The 15,180-nt window shown below is 73.6% G+C and carries 11 protein-coding genes; 7 read left to right on the plus strand and 4 right to left on the minus strand.

What is annotated here, in order from left to right; genetic code table 11:
• Nucleotides 1–32: 32 nt before the first annotated feature.
• Nucleotides 33–794 (minus strand): DeoR/GlpR family DNA-binding transcription regulator, encoded by a 762-nt coding sequence (locus ACWERV_RS04630; protein ID WP_452928706.1) that lies wholly within the window; start codon nt 792–794, stop codon nt 33–35.
• A 49-nt stretch (nt 795–843) separates the two neighbouring features.
• On the opposite strand from ACWERV_RS04630, the gene ACWERV_RS04635 reads away from it, so the two are divergent.
• Both ACWERV_RS04635 and ACWERV_RS04640 read left to right on the plus strand, forming a co-directional pair.
• Complete coding sequence (locus tag ACWERV_RS04635) at nt 844–1,233, plus strand: DUF4406 domain-containing protein (protein ID WP_452928709.1); 390 nt, start codon at nt 844–846, stop codon at nt 1,231–1,233.
• Nucleotides 1,230–1,934 carry an NUDIX domain-containing protein gene (locus tag ACWERV_RS04640; protein WP_452928711.1) on the plus strand — a complete coding sequence of 235 codons (705 nt, stop codon included), beginning with the start codon at nt 1,230–1,232 and terminating at the stop codon, nt 1,932–1,934. The genes ACWERV_RS04635 and ACWERV_RS04640 overlap by 4 nt, the downstream gene beginning before the upstream one ends.
• A gap of 37 nt (nt 1,935–1,971) precedes the next feature.
• Here ACWERV_RS04640 and katG read toward each other — a convergent pair whose 3' ends face one another.
• Nucleotides 1,972–4,224 (minus strand): catalase/peroxidase HPI, encoded by a 2,253-nt coding sequence (gene katG / locus ACWERV_RS04645; protein WP_452928713.1) that lies wholly within the window; start codon nt 4,222–4,224, stop codon nt 1,972–1,974.
• A 287-nt stretch (nt 4,225–4,511) separates the two neighbouring features.
• Nucleotides 4,512–5,534, minus strand: a complete 1,023-nt coding sequence (locus tag ACWERV_RS04650; protein WP_452928716.1) for a hypothetical protein — start codon at nt 5,532–5,534, stop codon at nt 4,512–4,514.
• Nucleotides 5,535–6,173: 639 nt separating this feature from the next.
• Between ACWERV_RS04650 and ACWERV_RS04655 the strand changes: the two genes are divergently transcribed.
• From ACWERV_RS04655 to efeB, 5 genes are all read left to right on the plus strand, one after another.
• Complete coding sequence (locus tag ACWERV_RS04655; protein WP_452928719.1) at nt 6,174–8,999, plus strand: glycoside hydrolase family 3 C-terminal domain-containing protein; 2,826 nt, start codon at nt 6,174–6,176, stop codon at nt 8,997–8,999.
• Between the two features lie 214 nt (nt 9,000–9,213).
• On the plus strand, nt 9,214–10,398 hold the full coding sequence (locus tag ACWERV_RS04660) for a hypothetical protein (RefSeq protein WP_452928721.1): 1,185 nt from the start codon (nt 9,214–9,216) through the stop codon (nt 10,396–10,398).
• A gap of 46 nt (nt 10,399–10,444) precedes the next feature.
• Nucleotides 10,445–10,717, plus strand: coding sequence for a hypothetical protein (locus tag ACWERV_RS04665; RefSeq protein WP_452928724.1), 273 nt, complete (start codon nt 10,445–10,447; stop codon nt 10,715–10,717).
• Nucleotides 10,718–10,841: 124 nt separating this feature from the next.
• Entirely contained in the window at nt 10,842–12,878 is a 2,037-nt protein-coding gene (efeU, locus tag ACWERV_RS04670; RefSeq protein WP_452928727.1) for an iron uptake transporter permease EfeU, read from the plus strand.
• A 122-nt stretch (nt 12,879–13,000) separates the two neighbouring features.
• Nucleotides 13,001–14,320, plus strand: a complete 1,320-nt coding sequence (efeB, locus tag ACWERV_RS04675; protein ID WP_452928730.1) for an iron uptake transporter deferrochelatase/peroxidase subunit — start codon at nt 13,001–13,003, stop codon at nt 14,318–14,320.
• Between the two features lie 14 nt (nt 14,321–14,334).
• Here efeB and ACWERV_RS04680 read toward each other — a convergent pair whose 3' ends face one another.
• Nucleotides 14,335–15,141, minus strand: a complete 807-nt coding sequence (locus ACWERV_RS04680) for an ECF transporter S component (protein ID WP_452928942.1) — start codon at nt 15,139–15,141, stop codon at nt 14,335–14,337.
• Nucleotides 15,142–15,180: the final 39 nt, after the last annotated feature.

A 15,180-nucleotide genomic window follows, 5' to 3' on the forward strand; every position in this document is an offset into this window, starting at 1 on the left:
GGGTGCTCCCGTGACCGCCGCGGTCCCGGCGGTCAGCGGTCGGGGGTCAGGATCTCCACGCCGCGCGCCGCGAGCTGTCCGAGGACCTCGTGCCGGGCGTCGGCGTCGGTGACCAGTCCGCTGATCTCCTCCCAGGGCAGGACCCGGAACCGCGAGGCCGCGCCGATCTTCTCGGACGAGGCGAGGACGTAGGTCTCCGCGGATCTCGCGGCCAGGGCGCGTTTCATCGCGGCCTCCTCGGCGTCGCCGGTGGTCAGTCCCGCCTCCGGGTGGACACCGGTGACGCCGAGCAGGAACAGATCGGCGGAGACGTTCCGGGCCGCCTCGACCGCGGCCGCGCCGCAGGCCACCGCGGAGTGCTTGAAGACGCGGCCGCCGAGCAGGAAGACCTCCACCCGCGGACGGTCCAGCAGCGCGACCGTGACCGTCGGACTGTGGGTGATCACGGTGCAGGCCAGGTCCGCGGGGAGCGCCCGCGCGACGGCGAGGGCGCTGGTGCCGCCGTCCAGGATCAGGGCGCTGCCGGGCCGCACCAGGGCGGCGGCCACCGCGGCGACCTTCTTCTTGCCGTCGGGGGCGACCGCCTGCCGGGCGGTGAGGTCCGCGACCGCCGGCGACACCGGCAGCGCGCCTCCGTAGACCCGCTGACACAGCCCCTCGGCGGCGAGATCGCGCAGGTCGCGGCGCACGCTGTCCTCGGAGATGCCCAGTTCGGCCGCGACGTCCTTGGCGACGACCTTGCCCGTCCGGGCGAGCAGGCCCAGCAGGTGATCGCGCCGCTCGGCAGCCAGCATCCTTGTTCCCTCCCGTTCTTGCACGTTTCTGCGTGTATCGTAGCGCGTCATGACCGACAAGCCGATGCTCATCCTCATCGCCGGGCCCTACCGCTCCGGCACCCATGGCGACCCGCGGGCCATGGCGGCCAACCTCGCCCGTCTCGAATCGGCGGCGTGGCCGGTCTTCGCCGCCGGTCACCTCCCCGTGATCGGGGAATGGGTCGCGCTGCCGGTGCTGCGCGCGGCCGGCGCGGGCCCCACCGATCCGCTCGCCGACCAGGTGCTCTACCCGACCGCCGAGCGCCTGCTCGCCCACTGCGACGCGGTGCTGCGGCTCCCCGGCGAGTCCACCGGAGCCGATCAGGACGTCGCCGTCGCCCGCGGCCGCGGCCTGCCCGTCTACCACTCGGTGGACGAGATCCCGCGGCGGCTCCAGGCGGCCGGGGAGACCGTGTGAACGCCCGCCCCGGCGTCGACGTCCCGGACCACCGCGGCCGTACCGGGCTGGACCGGGCCGGGCGCGGTCTGGACCGCAACCCCGGCGTCGTCGTCCGCGACGTGGAGCTGACGTCCCAGGGGTGGCACGTCCTGCGCCGGACCACCTTCGACTACCGCCGCCGCGACGGACGCTGGGTCACCCAGCAGCGGGAGACCTACGACCGCGGCAACGGCGCGGTCGTCCTGCCCTTCGACGCCGGGCGGGGCTGCGTGCTGCTCACCCGTCAGTTCCGCTACCCGGCCTACGTCAACGGCCATCCCGACGGCATGCTCGTCGAGGCCGCGGCCGGGCTGCTCGACGGCGACGACCCGCTCGTGGCCGTCCGGCGCGAGAGCGCGGAGGAACTCGGCGTCGTTCTCGGCCCGCTCACCCATGTCCTCGACGCGTACATGAGCCCCGGCTCGGTCACCGAGCGCCTGCACTTCTACGCCGCCCCCTACACGGCGGCCGACCGCACCGGGGGCGGTGGCGGGCTGGAGGAGGAGGGCGAGGACATCGACGTGCTGGAACTGCCGTTCGCCGAAGCCCTCGCCATGGTCCGCGACGGACGGATCGCGGACGGCAAGACCGTCCTGCTCCTGCAGTGGGCCGCCCTCGACGGCCCGTTCTCCCCCGCGGCGGGCACCGGCAGCACGCACCGGCCGCTCAGCGGCCGGTGACGGCCCCCGAGCGGATCGCCGCCCGGGGGCGGGGGTTTCAGGCGGCCGGGCGGTGCAGGTCGAAGCGGTCGAGTTCCATCACCTTCGTCCAGGCGGCGACGAAGTCCTCGACGAAGGTCTCCCGGCCGTCCGCGCTGGCGTAGATCTCGGCGAGGGCGCGCAGTTCGGCGTTGGAGCCGAAGACCAGATCGGTGCGGCTGCCGGTGAAGCGGTGCTCGCCGGTCGTGGCGTCACGGCCCTCGAAGACGTCCGTGTCGTGCGCGGCCGGGCTCCAGGCGAGGTTCTGGTCGAGCAGGTGGACGAAGAAATCGTTGGTCAGGGTGCCGGGGGCGGCGGTGAGAACGCCCATGGAGGTGCCCTGGTAGGTCGCCCCGAGGACGCGCAGCCCGCCGAGCAGCACGGTCATCTCGCGCGGGCCGAGCATGAGCAGATCGGCCTGGTCGACGAGGCGGTACTCGGCGGGCAGGCTGTCGTCCTTGCTGAGGTGGTTGCGGAAGCCGTCGGCGACCGGTTCCAGGGGGGCGAACCCTTCGACGTCGGTCTGGTCCTGGGCGGCGTCGACCCGGCCGGGGGTGAAGGGCACCCGGACGGGGTGGCCGGCGTCGCGTGCCGCCTTCTCCACCCCGGCGCACCCGGCCAGGACGACGAGGTCGGCGACGGAGACGCCGCCGCCCGCGGGCCGGGAGGAGTTGAACGCCTCGCGTACCCCGTCGAGCCGGTCAAGGACGCCGGCGAGCCGCGAGGGCTCGTTGGCCTCCCAGTCCTTCTGCGGCGCCAGCCGGATACGGGCGCCGTTGGCGCCGCCGCGCTTGTCGCTGCGCCGGAAGGTGGCGGCCGACGCCCACGCGACCCACACCAGGTCGGCGACACCGAGGCCGCAGCCGAGGATCTTCTCCTTCAGCTCGGCGACGGCGGCCTCGTCGAGCGGGGCGTGCTCGGGCTCGGGCAGCGGGTCCTGCCACAGCAGGTACTCGGCCGGCACCTCGGGCCCCAGGTAGCGGCTGACCGGACCCATGTCGCGGTGGGTCAGCTTGAACCAGGCACGCGCGAAGGAATCGGCGAAATCGTCCGGATGCTCCAGGAAATGGCGGCAGATCCGGGCGTAGTCGGGATCGACGCGCATGGCCACATCGGTGGTGAGCATGTTGGGGGTGCGCCGCTTCGACGGGTCGTGCGGGTCGGGAGCGGTGCCCTCGCCCGCGCCGCCCTTGGGCTTCCACTGGTGCGCGCCACCCGGGCTCTGCGTGAGCTCCCACTCGTAGCCGAGCAGGATCTCGAAGTAGCGGTTGTCCCATACCGTCGGCGTGTCGGTCCAGATCACCTCGATACCACTGGTGACCGTGTCGTTGCCCTTGCCGCTGCCGAAACTGCTCTTCCACCCCAGGCCCTGCTCCTCCAGCGCGGCGGCCTCCGGCTCAGGGCCGAGCCGGTCCGACGCCGCGGCCCCGTGCGTCTTGCCGAACGTGTGGCCGCCCGCGCACAGCGCCACCGTCTCCTTGTCGTCCATCGCCATCCGCGCGAAGGTCTGCCGGATGTCGATCGCCGACGCCATCGGGTCGGGGTTGCCCTTGGGGCCCTCGGGATTGACGTAGATCAGGCCCATGGTGCTGTTGGCCAGCGGCGTCTCCAGTTCGCCGTCGTCCTCGTGCCGCTCGTCGGTCAGCCAGACGGTCTCTGGTCCCCAGTACACCGACTCGTCCGGACCCCAGGCCTCCTCGCGGCCGCCGCCGAACCCGAAGGTCCGCACGCCCATCGACTCCAGCGCCACATTGCCGGACAGCACCATCAGGTCGGCCCACGACAGCGCGCGCCCGTACTTCTGCTTCACCGGCCACAGCAGCCGCCGGGCCTTGTCGAGGTTGACGTTGTCGGGCCAGCTGTTGACCGGGGCGAAGCGCTGGAGTCCCGCGCCCGCGCCGCCCCGCCCGTCGCTGACGCGGTAGGTGCCGGACAGGTGCCAGGACATCCGGATGAGGAACGGGCCGTAGTGTCCGAAGTCCGCGGGCCACCAGTCCTGCGAGGTGGTCAGCACCTGCTCGATGTCCCGTTTGACGGCGCCGAGGTCCAGCGAGCCGAACGCCCCAGCGTAGTCGAAGCCGTCACCGTACTGCCCGCGGGAGCGCTCGTGCTTGCGCAGCACGTCGAGGTTGAGGCGGTTGGGCCACCACTGGCGGATGCCGTCCCCCTTCATGGGGTCCGCGGCGGCCACCTGTACCGGGCAGCCCTCCGCGGCCGGGTCCGTGTTCGTGGGCAGCGCGTTCGTCTCGGGCTCGTGATCGAAGTGCACCATGGACCTCTCGGTTCGGGATCGGACGGGCCTGCGGCCGGCCGGCACCACGGCAGCCCCCGGATCCCGGCCGCGGCGGCCCGCGCCGGACAGGACCCGAACGAACCCCGCGCACACCGCCCCGGTCCCGCTGCCCGACCCCACTCAAACGCACCGGTCCGGCCACCGGGAACGACACGCCCACCCGCCTCCCCCGACCGGCCGCACCCCGGACGGCCGCGCGCGGTACCGGCCGCAGGCCGTCCGTATCGTGCCGGGGCACGCGCCCGCGTCCCCCGGCGCGGTGCGGCTCAGCCGCCGAGGAGCCCCGCGAGATCGCCCGTGGTCAGCGCGCGCATCAGCACGTCACCGCGGCCGTCGGCAGGACGGCCCGTGAGCCGGACGACGTGCTGCGGGCCGCCGTCGACCGTGACCTTCGCACCCGTCAGCAGTTGCGACCACGGCTGGTCGGCGGAGCGCGAGGTGCCCGAGGCGAGCTGGGTGCGCAGCCGCGCCGCGAGCGCCTGCGCGGCGGACGCGGAGGAGTTCGTGCGGCACAGCTCGTTCGTCAGGCTCCCCGCCGAGTCGCCGCGGGTGCCGACGCCGAGCACCGCGCCGCCCGCCCCGGACTTGAGGTCGCCGGTCCCGCGGTCGGTCAGCTCGGCGGCCAGCGGGTCGTCGAGGCACTCCGCGACCGCGGTGAAGGCGGGGTCGCCGCCCAGGGTGTGCCCGCCGTCGGCGTCGACGCCGTCGAGCGCGGCCAGCGCGGGCGCGTGGACGAGCGACGAGCCGCCGGTGCGCACGAGGTTGAACTGCCCGAGCGCCGCGCCGGTGAACGTGCTCGCGAGCGGGCCGGTCATGGAGATCTTGTGGTCCTGCTGGAGGCGCCAGGTCTTCCCCGCCGGGCCGTCCTTCTCCGACTTGCCGCCGAGTCCCTCGATCTTGGGTGTCACCGCGGCCGGGTCGATGCCGCCGTCGAGCCGGCCGCCGGTGTCGGGCGGGTTGCCCGCCTCGACGGCGAGGTCCGCCTTGCGGCCGTCGAAGCCGAAACTCTCCTGCGTGAGCTGGACGTAGGGCGCCACCTCCTCCCATCCGTGCCCGCTGAGCTGCGAGGCCGCCGGGTCCGAGCCCGTCAGGCCGGCCTTGCGCTGGGCGGCGAGGTCGCCGAAGTCGACCCAGGCGCGGTGCCCGGCCGTGTCGGTGATCCTGCCCAGCTCGGTGCGCAGCGGGTCACTGGCCGCCGCGGGGTCCGCGGTGCCACCGCCGCCGCACCCCGTGACCGCCGCCGCGGCGAGCACGACGGCCCCCGTGATCACCTTCGCCCGCATCCCCATCGCCCGCCCCTGTCCTTCCGTGTTCTCCTCGCGCGCCCCGCGCGCCGGTCGGCCTGCTCGCCTCCGCGGCCCTCGCGGGGCCCGGGTGCCGCCGTCCGGTAGTCCGGGCGGTGGCGGCGACGTTGGGAAGGACGCGGCAGGCGGGGAAACGGATGCACCGGGACGCCGGACGGTCACGCACCCTTCCGAGGTTGAAGCGTGAACCGTTTACCCCGCCGGGATGCGCGAACCATGGCTTCACCTTGTGAACGGACACCCCGGACGCCGGGCCGCGGGTCAAAGGCTGGTCCTGATCGTGGTCCAGACCTTGACCCGGACCTGTCATGCGAGTTCAATCACACCCGCACCACGGGCACACAACCGGCCGCAGCCCGGCAAACCGGTCGCCGGTCCCGCGACGGGCCGCGGGGACGGACGGCTCCACGAGAGCGCTCCGCCCCCACCGCACGTGCCCGGCAGGACGTTCCCGGGCGGTGGCCGCCACCACGGGCTTGTCTCCATGTCCCGAAACGTACCCCGAGGAGGACCGCGCCCGTCCCCACAACCGCCCGCTCCCGATCCCCCACCGGCACCGCCGGAACACGCCCCGCCCGAAGTCCCCCCACCGGAACTCCCCCTCGGCAGATGCTTGGAGGCATCGTGCACACGTTCCGCAAGAAACCGGCGCGGCGGCGGACGCCGTATCTCGCCGCCCTGCTCCTGGCCGCCGCCAGCGCCGGAGCGGCGGGCGCCGTCACCGCCCCCGCGGCGCGGGCCGCCGCACCCGGCACCGGCGCCGCCCCCGCGGCGGCGAGCGCCTGTCCCTGGGTGCACTCCACCGCTCCGATCCCGGACCGGGTCTCCCAGGTCCTCGCCCAGATGACCACCGCCCAGAAGGTGAGCCTGGCCACCGGCAGCGGCGGCTCCAGCTACGTGGGCTTCACCGCGGCGATCCCGTCGCTGTGCATCCCGGCGATGAACCTGGAGGACGGACCGGCGGGCGTCGCCGACGGGATGACGAACGTCACCCAGCTCCCGGCCCCGGTCGCCGTCGCCGCCACCTGGGACACCGCCGCCGAGCAGTCGTACGGCCATGTCATCGGCGCCGAACAGGCCGCCAAGGGCACCACGGTGGACCTCGGCCCGACCATCAACATCGACCGGGACCCGCGCTGGGGCCGGGCGTTCGAGTCGATCGGCGAGGACCCGTACCTCAACGGGCAGATGGGCGCGGCGAACATCCGCGGCGTGCAGTCCACCGGGGTGATGGCGCAGGTCAAGCATCTGGCCGTCTACAACCAGGAGACCAGCCGCAACACCCCCTCGGACAACGCGGTGATCAGCGACAAGGCCATGCAGGAGATCTATCTGCCCGCCTTCCGTGACGCGGTGGGGCAGGGCGCGGCCTCGTCCGTGATGTGCTCCTACAGCACCGTCAACGGCACCTACGCCTGCCAGAACCCGTACCTGCTGAACACCGTGCTGCGCCAGCAGTACGGCTTCCAGGGCTTCGTCACCTCCGACTGGGGCGCCACCCACTCCACGGCCCCCTCGGCGAACTCCGGTATGGACCAGGACATGCCGGGCAACGACGGCTTCTTCGGCAGCGCGCTGACGAACGCGGTCAACGGCGGCTCGGTCAGCCAGGCCACCCTCAACACGATGACCGGCCGCATCCTCACCGAGATGTTCGCCTTCGGGCTGTTCGACAAGGCGCCCACCGGCTCACCGGGCGCGGTCGCCACCAGCGCGGCGAACAAGGACACGGCCACGCAGCTGTCCGCCGAGGGCACCGTGCTGCTCAAGAACAGCGGCAATGTGCTGCCGTTCGGCTCGGGCACCTCCTCGATCGCGGTGATCGGCGCCGACGCCTCCGGCAGCCCGCAGACCGCGGGCGGCGGCAGCGCGGCGGTCGGCTCCAGCGGCACCGTCACCCCCTTGCAGGGCATCACCGCGCGGGCCGGCAGCGGCGTCAGCGTGAAGTACGACAGCGGGTCGAACACCTCCTCGGCCGCGTCGCTCGCGGCCTCCTCGTCGGCCGCGGTGGTGTTCGTCAGCGACTTCGAGTCCGAGGGCAGCGACCTGGGCGGAATCGACCTGCCGTCCTCGGCGAACAGCCTGGTCTCGGCGGTCGCGGCCGCCAACCCGAACACCGTCGTGGTGCTCAACACCGGCTCCGCGGTGACCATGCCGTGGCTGAACTCCGTCAAGGGTGTCCTGGAGGCGTGGTATCCGGGCCAGAACGACGGCACGGCCATCGCGTCGCTGCTGTTCGGCGACACCAACCCGTCCGGCCACCTCCCGGTGACCTTCCCCGCCTCCCTTTCCCAGGTCCCCGCGCACACCACCGCGCAGTGGCCGGGCAGCAACGGGCAGGTGCAGTACTCCGAGGGCGTGGACGTCGGCTACCGCTACTACGACGCGAACAACCTCACCCCGCTCTTCCCGTTCGGCTACGGCCTGTCGTACACCTCCTTCGCCTTCAGCGACCTGCACGTGGGCACGCTGACGGCCGGGGGGACGGCCACGGTGACCGCCACCGTCACCAACACCGGCTCGCGGGCGGGCTCGGACGTCGCGCAGCTGTACGTCGGCAAGCCGTCGGCGGCCGGTGACGCGCCGCGCGAGCTGCGCGGCTTCAGCCGGGTCACGCTCCAGCCCGGCGCGAGCCGGACGGTCACCTTCCAGGTCGGCCAGAGCGACCTCCAGGCGTACGACGCGGCGTCCGGCGCGTGGAAGACCGCGACCGGCGGCTACGGCATCTTTGTGGGCGACTCCTCGCGCGGCCTGCCGCTGACCGGCACGCTCGACGTGGCCGCCGCCCAGCTCGGCACCCCGCTGACGCTGACGAACCCCGGCGCGCAGGAGGGCCTGACGGGCGCGGCGGTCTCCGTGCAGATGGCCGCGCACGACACCACGGCGGGCCAGACCCCGGTGTTCACCGCGACCGGGCTGCCCGCGGGGGTCTCGATCTCGTCCTCGGGCGCCGTCACCGGCACCCCGACCGCCGCGGGCACCAGCACCGTGACGGTCACCGCGCGGGACGCGGCCGGCGCCACCGCCTCGGCGTCCTTCCTGTGGACGGTGGTCCCGGCGGACGCCGCCCTCTCCGGCCAGCTCGTCGGCTACCAGGGGCTGTGCCTGGACGTGGCGGGCGCGAACTCCGCCGACGGCACGAAGGTCGACGTCTACACCTGCAACGGCACCACCGCCCAGCAGTGGACGGTGGGCACCGACGGGACGGTGCGGGCGCTCGGCAAGTGCCTGGACGTGACCGCCGCCGGGACCGCCAACGGCACCAAGGTGCAGCTCTACACCTGCAACGGCACCGGAGCGCAGAGCTGGCAGCCGCAGGCCGACGGCACCCTGCGCAACACCGGGTCGGGCAGGTGCCTGGACGACACCGACCGGTCCACCACTCCGGGCACCCAGGTGCAGATCTGGGACTGCGCGGGAAGCGCCAACCAGATCTGGCGCCGGTCCTGAGTTCTCCGGGGCATCCGGGCCACGCCCGGGTGCCCCGCCCCGCGCGCTCACCACAGGGCGCGTCCGCGTCCGCGGAACAGGGGCGAAAGCATGTCCATCATGACAGGCCGGCGCCGTATTTCGTAGGACGGAACGCACAGTTCGCGCGGCTTGTCCGATCCGTTCCCCGCCTCCCACAATCTCCTTCGTACGTCATCAGGAGACAGGGGGAACGGTGACGATCGATCACGACGCGGTGCTGCGCGCCCGCGCGGTGCTGCTCCGGTCCGGCCGGCCGAGCCGGGCCGAACTGGTGGGCGCGTACCGGGTCCTGGCCGAGGTGAGCCCGCGGGCGTACCGGCCGAGGCTCGTCGACGCCCTGCTCGAACTGCGCTACGACAGCCGGGATCCGCAGGTGGACCTCGCACTGGCCGCCGAGGCCGTCCGGGCCGCGCGCGGGACACCGGCCGGGGAACCGAACCGGGCGGGGCGGTTGCGACAGGCCCTCAACGCCCAGCAGGCCTCGCTGTTCGCCCTGGGCCGCAGGGCGGAAGGGCTCGCGGTCTGCGCGGAGCTGGCCGAGGCGGGCTGGAGCGCGCCCCTGGCGAGCGCGCTGGCCGAGGAGGGGCGCTTCGGGGAGGCCGCGGAGGTCGACGAGGAAGCCGCCCGCACCGGGAACCCGGACATCTCCTTCTGGGAGGCGGTGCGGCGGGCGGCGAACCTGGAGGCCGCCGGGCGCTACGACGCGGCGTCGGCCGTCCTCGGCGAACACCTCCGGAAGGCCCGGCGCAACACGGACGGGCGGCGCACCCTGCGGGCGATCCTCACCTGGGAGCTGGTCCACCTCTCCCGGGTGCGGGAGGCCGCCGGGGACCGGGCGGGCGCGGCGGACGCCCGGCGCGAGGCCCTGGGCGTCCTGGAGCAGCTCGCGACCACGGGCGAGGTGGGGAACCCGAGTTGCATCCTCGCGTGGTGGAGATCGCTCTTCCTGCTGTCGGGGCGGGCGGCCGAACCCGCCCCGAGCCGCGCAGCGCCGATGCCGCCGTTCGGCGCGGAGTTCGGATGGTCGCGCCAGGCACGGGACGGCTTCCTCGGCATGCTGCCCGACCTCGAAGCGGAGGCGGCGCGGCTGCGCGAGGCCGGCCGGCTGCCCGAACTGGCCGACGTCCGGCGCAGGATCGTCATCCGCGCGGCGGTCTGCGAGGGCGACAGTCCGCACCGGTTCGGGGAGCGGTTCGCGCCGTACTTCGACGAGGGGGTGGCCCTCGCCCGCCGCCTGCCGGGCAGCCCCGCACGCCTGGCCCGCGCCCTCACCGACCGTGCCATGTTCCTGGTCGCGGCACGGACCTACGCACCCGCGTACGCCGACTTCGCCGAAAGGGTGGCCCTGGACGTGCCCGCGGGCGGCGGGTCCTCGTGAGCGCATCCTTCAGGTGACGGCGGCATATTCCCGCAAGGGGAAGGAAATGCACGAGGTGCTCGGATACGTCCCCTTCGAAGGAGTGCCGCCGATGCGACGCGCCGTCACCACCGTCCTGCTCACCACCGCGCTGTTCACCACCGCACTGCTGACCACCGCGCCGCTCGCCGTCGCAGCGGCCACGTCCCCCGCCCCCGCCCCCGTCGCCGGGATCTGGATGGAGGACTGCCTCGTCGGGGGCGGCCACCCCGTCGCGGAGGGCGGGGCGCTGACGTGCCACGGCGGGGAGTTCGACGGGCAGGTGATCGACGCGGAGTGACCGACGCAGGATGAACGGGCCCTCCCGCCGGGTCTTTGTCTACACAGCTGTAGACCAAGCTGCTAAGGTTTGCCTAAGCTAACGACTCGGCAGTCGGCCGAGGCGGTCCCGGGAGGGCACCTTCATGTGGGACAACATGTTCCCCAACTTCCTCATAGGCCTGCGAGAAGGCCTGGAGGCCGGCCTCGTGGTCTCGATCCTCGTGGCCACCCTGGTCCGCGGCGACAACCGGGAGCGGCTCCCGCAGGTGTGGACGGGCGTGGCCGCCGCCGTCGGGCTGTCGCTCAGCTTCGGCGCGGTGCTGACGTTCAGCTCGCAGCAGATGCCCACCACCGCCCAGGAGGCCTTCGGCGGCTTCCTCTCGGTCGTCGCGGTGGCCTTCGTCACCGTGATGATCTTCTGGATGCGCCGCAACGCGCGCAACCTCTCCGGTGAGATCAAGGAGAAGGTGGCCGCCGCGCTCACGATGGGGGCCGGCGCGCTCGTCGTCACGAGCTTCCTCGCGGTCGGCCGCGAAGGGCTGGAGACCGCCCTCTTCCTGTGGACCAACGCGCAGACCGCGCACGGCTCCAGCGCCGGGCCGCTGCTCGGCGGGGCGATCGGCCTCGTGGTGGCGGCCGGCCTGTGCCGGGGGCTCTACACGCGCGTCCTCAAGATCAATCTGACCCGGTTCTTCACCTGGACCGGCTTCGGGCTGATCGTCATCGCGGCGGGCGTGCTCGGGTACGGCCTGCGCGACCTCCAGGAGGGCAAGGTCCTGCCGGGCGGCGGCTCGTACCTGGTGGACGTCTCGGCGCACATCGACGCGACCTCGTGGTACGCGCAGCTCGTGCAGGGGGTGCTCAACCTCACGACGCAGATGACGTGGCTCCAGGTCGTGGCGTACGCGGGATACCTGGCCGTGGTCATGTCGGTGTTCGTCCGGGGACTGCGGGTGCCGCCCGCCGCTCCCGCGGCCGCCGCTGCGGAGGGGGCCACCGACACGCCCGTGGCCACCGCCCGGCGGGTGCCGCGCTGGACCGTGCCGGTCGCCGTGCTCGCCGTTCCGGCCGTGGTCGCCGGCCTCGTCATCGCGGCGTCCGGCGGGAAGAAGGCCGCGGCCTCGACCGTGAGCGTGTCGGAGACGGACTGCGGCAAGGGCTTCACGGCCCCGCACCCGGGCCGCCAGACGTTCCGGATGCACAACACCGGCAGCAAGGCGTCCGAGGTCTATCTCATCGACCCGGCCAGCAACGCGGTCTACGGCGAGATCGAGGGCCTGGCCCCCGGCACCACCCGCGACCTGGTCGCCACCGTCGGCAGCGGCGCGTACGCCTGGCGCTGCGTGCCGACCGGCGGCAAGGCCGTGACCTCCGCGACGGTACGGGTCGACGGCGGCGGTTCCGCCAAGCCCGTGCTGCCGCTCGCCGCCGCGGAGCTGGAACCGCCGCTCGCCGCGTACCGCGGCTACGTGGACGCCGGACTCGGCAGGCTCCAGACGCAGACCGCGAAGCTCGCCGCCGACCTCCGGACCGGGGACCTCGGCGCGGCCCGTACCGACTGGCTCACCGCGCACCTCACGTACTCCTCGCTCGGCGCGGCCTACGGCACCTTCGCCGACTTCGACGCGAAGATCAACGGCCGCAAGGACGGCCTGCCCGGCGGTGTCGCCGACCCGGACTTCACCGGCTTCCACCGCATCGAGTACGGCCTGTGGCACGGGCAGTCCGCCGCCGCCCTGCGCCCCTTCGCCGACCGGCTCACAAGCGACGTGACCGGGCTGCGCACGGCGTTCCCGACGCAGGACTTCGACCCGTCCGACCTGCCGCTGCGCAGCCACGAGATCCTGGAGAACACCCTCCAGTTCGAGCTGACCGGCGACACCGACCAGGGCAGCGGCAGCAGCCTGGCCACCGCCGACGCCAACCTGGCCGGCACCCGCGAGCTGCTCGCCGTGCTGCGCCCGCTGATCAGCCGCCGGGCACCGCAGCAGCTCACCGCCATCGACGCCGGCATCACCCGCCTCCAGGGCCTGCTGGACGCCGCGCACCACGGGGCCGCCTGGACGCCGGTCGGGCGGCTGGACCCGATGGCCCGGCAGAAGATCAACGGCGTGACCGGCCAGCTGCTGGAGGACCTGGCGCCCGTGCCGGACCTCCTGGAGATCCGGAAGTCCGCGTGACGGGCACCGCGCCGCCGGACCCCGTGCCCGGCGGATCCGCCCGCGCGCACCCTCAAAGCCCCACCGACCGCCCGCACGCCGAAGACCCCAACGACCGCCCGCATCCCGAAGGGAACCCCCCGATGCCCGCCGAATCCCCCCGCCCCGAGGGCCCGAAGGCACCCGCGACACCGCAGGGCAGCTGCCCGATGGGCGCCGGACGCCGGTCCTTCGTGAAGACCGCGTTCGGCGCGGGGGCCGGCGCGGCCGCGCTGGCCGGCGGCGGCTTCGCCCTGACCTCGGCGGCGGGCGGCGGCACCGCGCACGCGTCGGACTCCGCCGAGCCGGGCCGCGCCCCCGCCGTGCCGTTCCACGGCGTGCACCAGGCGGGCGTCACCACTCCCGCACCGGCCGCGGCCACCTTCGTGTCGTTCGACGTCATCGCCGACAGCCGGGCGGAACTCGCGGACCTGCTGCGTACCCTCACCGACCGGGCGCGTTTCCTGACCGCCGGCGGCACCCCGGCCGACCTCGGCGTCGGCGCCCCGCCCTCCGACAACGGCATCCTCGGCCCGACCGTCCCCGCCGACGCCCTCACCGTGACCGCCGGGGTCGGCGCGTCCCTCTTCGACGACCGCTACGGCCTGGCCGCCGCCAGGCCGCGCCGGCTCGGCCCGATGCGGACCTTCCCCAACGACAACCTCGCGGCCGCCCAGTGCCACGGCGACCTCTCGCTGCAGATCTGCGGCGGCAGCACCGACACCGTGCTGCACGCGCTGCGCGACATCGCCCGGCACACCCGCGGCGCGATGCAGATCAAGTGGCGCGTCGACGGCTTCCAGAACGCCCCGCGCCCCACCGGCTCGCAGCGCAACCTGCTCGGTTTCAAGGACGGCATCGTCAACCCCGACGTGTCCTCCTCCCGGGAGATGGACCGGCTGGTGTGGGTCACCGACGGCCTCGGCGAGCCCTCGTGGGCCACCGGCGGCAGCTACCAGGTCGTCCGGATCATCCGGATGCTGGTGGAGTTCTGGGACCGCGTCTCCCTCACCGAGCAGGAGAAGATGTTCGGCCGCCGCAAGGACACCGGCGCCCCGCTGGACGGCGCGCTGGAGACCGACGCGCCGAACTACCCCAAGGACCCCGACGGCAACGCCATCCCACTGGACGCCCACATCCGCATGGCCAACCCGCGCACCGCCAAGACCGACGACTCCCGCATCCTGCGCCGCGGCTTCAACTTCGACCGCGGCGTCGACGAGGTCGGCAACCTCGACATGGGCCTGGTCTTCTGCTGCTACCAGCAGGACGTCGTGCGGCAGTTCGAGGCGACGCAGACCCGGCTGATCGACGAACCGCTGGTCGACTACATATCCCCCGTCGGCGGCGGCTACTTCTACGTCCTGCCCGGCGTCCGCGACACGCACGACTGGCTGGGGCGCGGCCTGCTCGCCGCGGGCTGACCCGCCGGACGCTCCTACGGCGAGCGTTCGGCGTCGGCGGCGGCCCCGGACGGGGGCGGCACGAAACGGCGCGGACCGGTGAAGTTGGCGCGGCGGGCGGCCCGGCGGAAGGTGGTCAGGGCGGCGGGACCGGCCAGCAGGATGGCGACGAAGTTGGTGACCGCGCGGCCGGTGTCCCAGCCGAGGGACGTGGTGGCGTCGAAGACCAGGTAGCGGTGCCACTGCTCGGTGAAGGGCAGGCCGGGGAGGTAGGCGATGGAGCTGCTGGGGTCGGTGGAGAAGGGCCAGAAGGAGAGGTTGAGCAGGAAGCCGAAGAGATAGCCGGAGACCGAGCCGTAGCAGGCCAGGAGCAGGATCTCGGCCTTCCCGCGGGCGCGCGGCAGGATCCCGGCGAGCATGCCGACGAAGGCGCAGCCGAACATCTGGTACGGCATCCAGGGCCCTACCCCGCCGGTGAGCAGCGCGGACGCGAACAGCGACGTGCAGCCGAGGGTGAAGCCGAAGCCGGGGCCGTACACGCGCCCGGCGAGGACCAGCACGAAGAAGACGGTCTCGATGCCGGCGGTCCCGGCGCCGAGCGGGCGCAGGCCTGCGTTGACGGCGGACAGCACGCCCAGCATGGCGAGCGCCTTGGAGTCGATACCGCCGTCCGCGATCTGGGCGAAGACCACCGCCAGGACCAGGAGGAGCAGCACCCCGAAGATCAGCGGCGGCGCGTAGGAGCTGCCGAAGTGGCCCGGCGCGACGACGAACGGCCAGAAGAAGGCCACCAGGCCGATGAACGCGGCCAGCACGACCGTGACGACCGCGGTGGCGTGCATCCGGACGGCCGTGGCGTGGCGGCGGCCCGCCTCCCGTAC

The organism is Streptomyces sp. NPDC004031 (assembly GCF_053604375.1).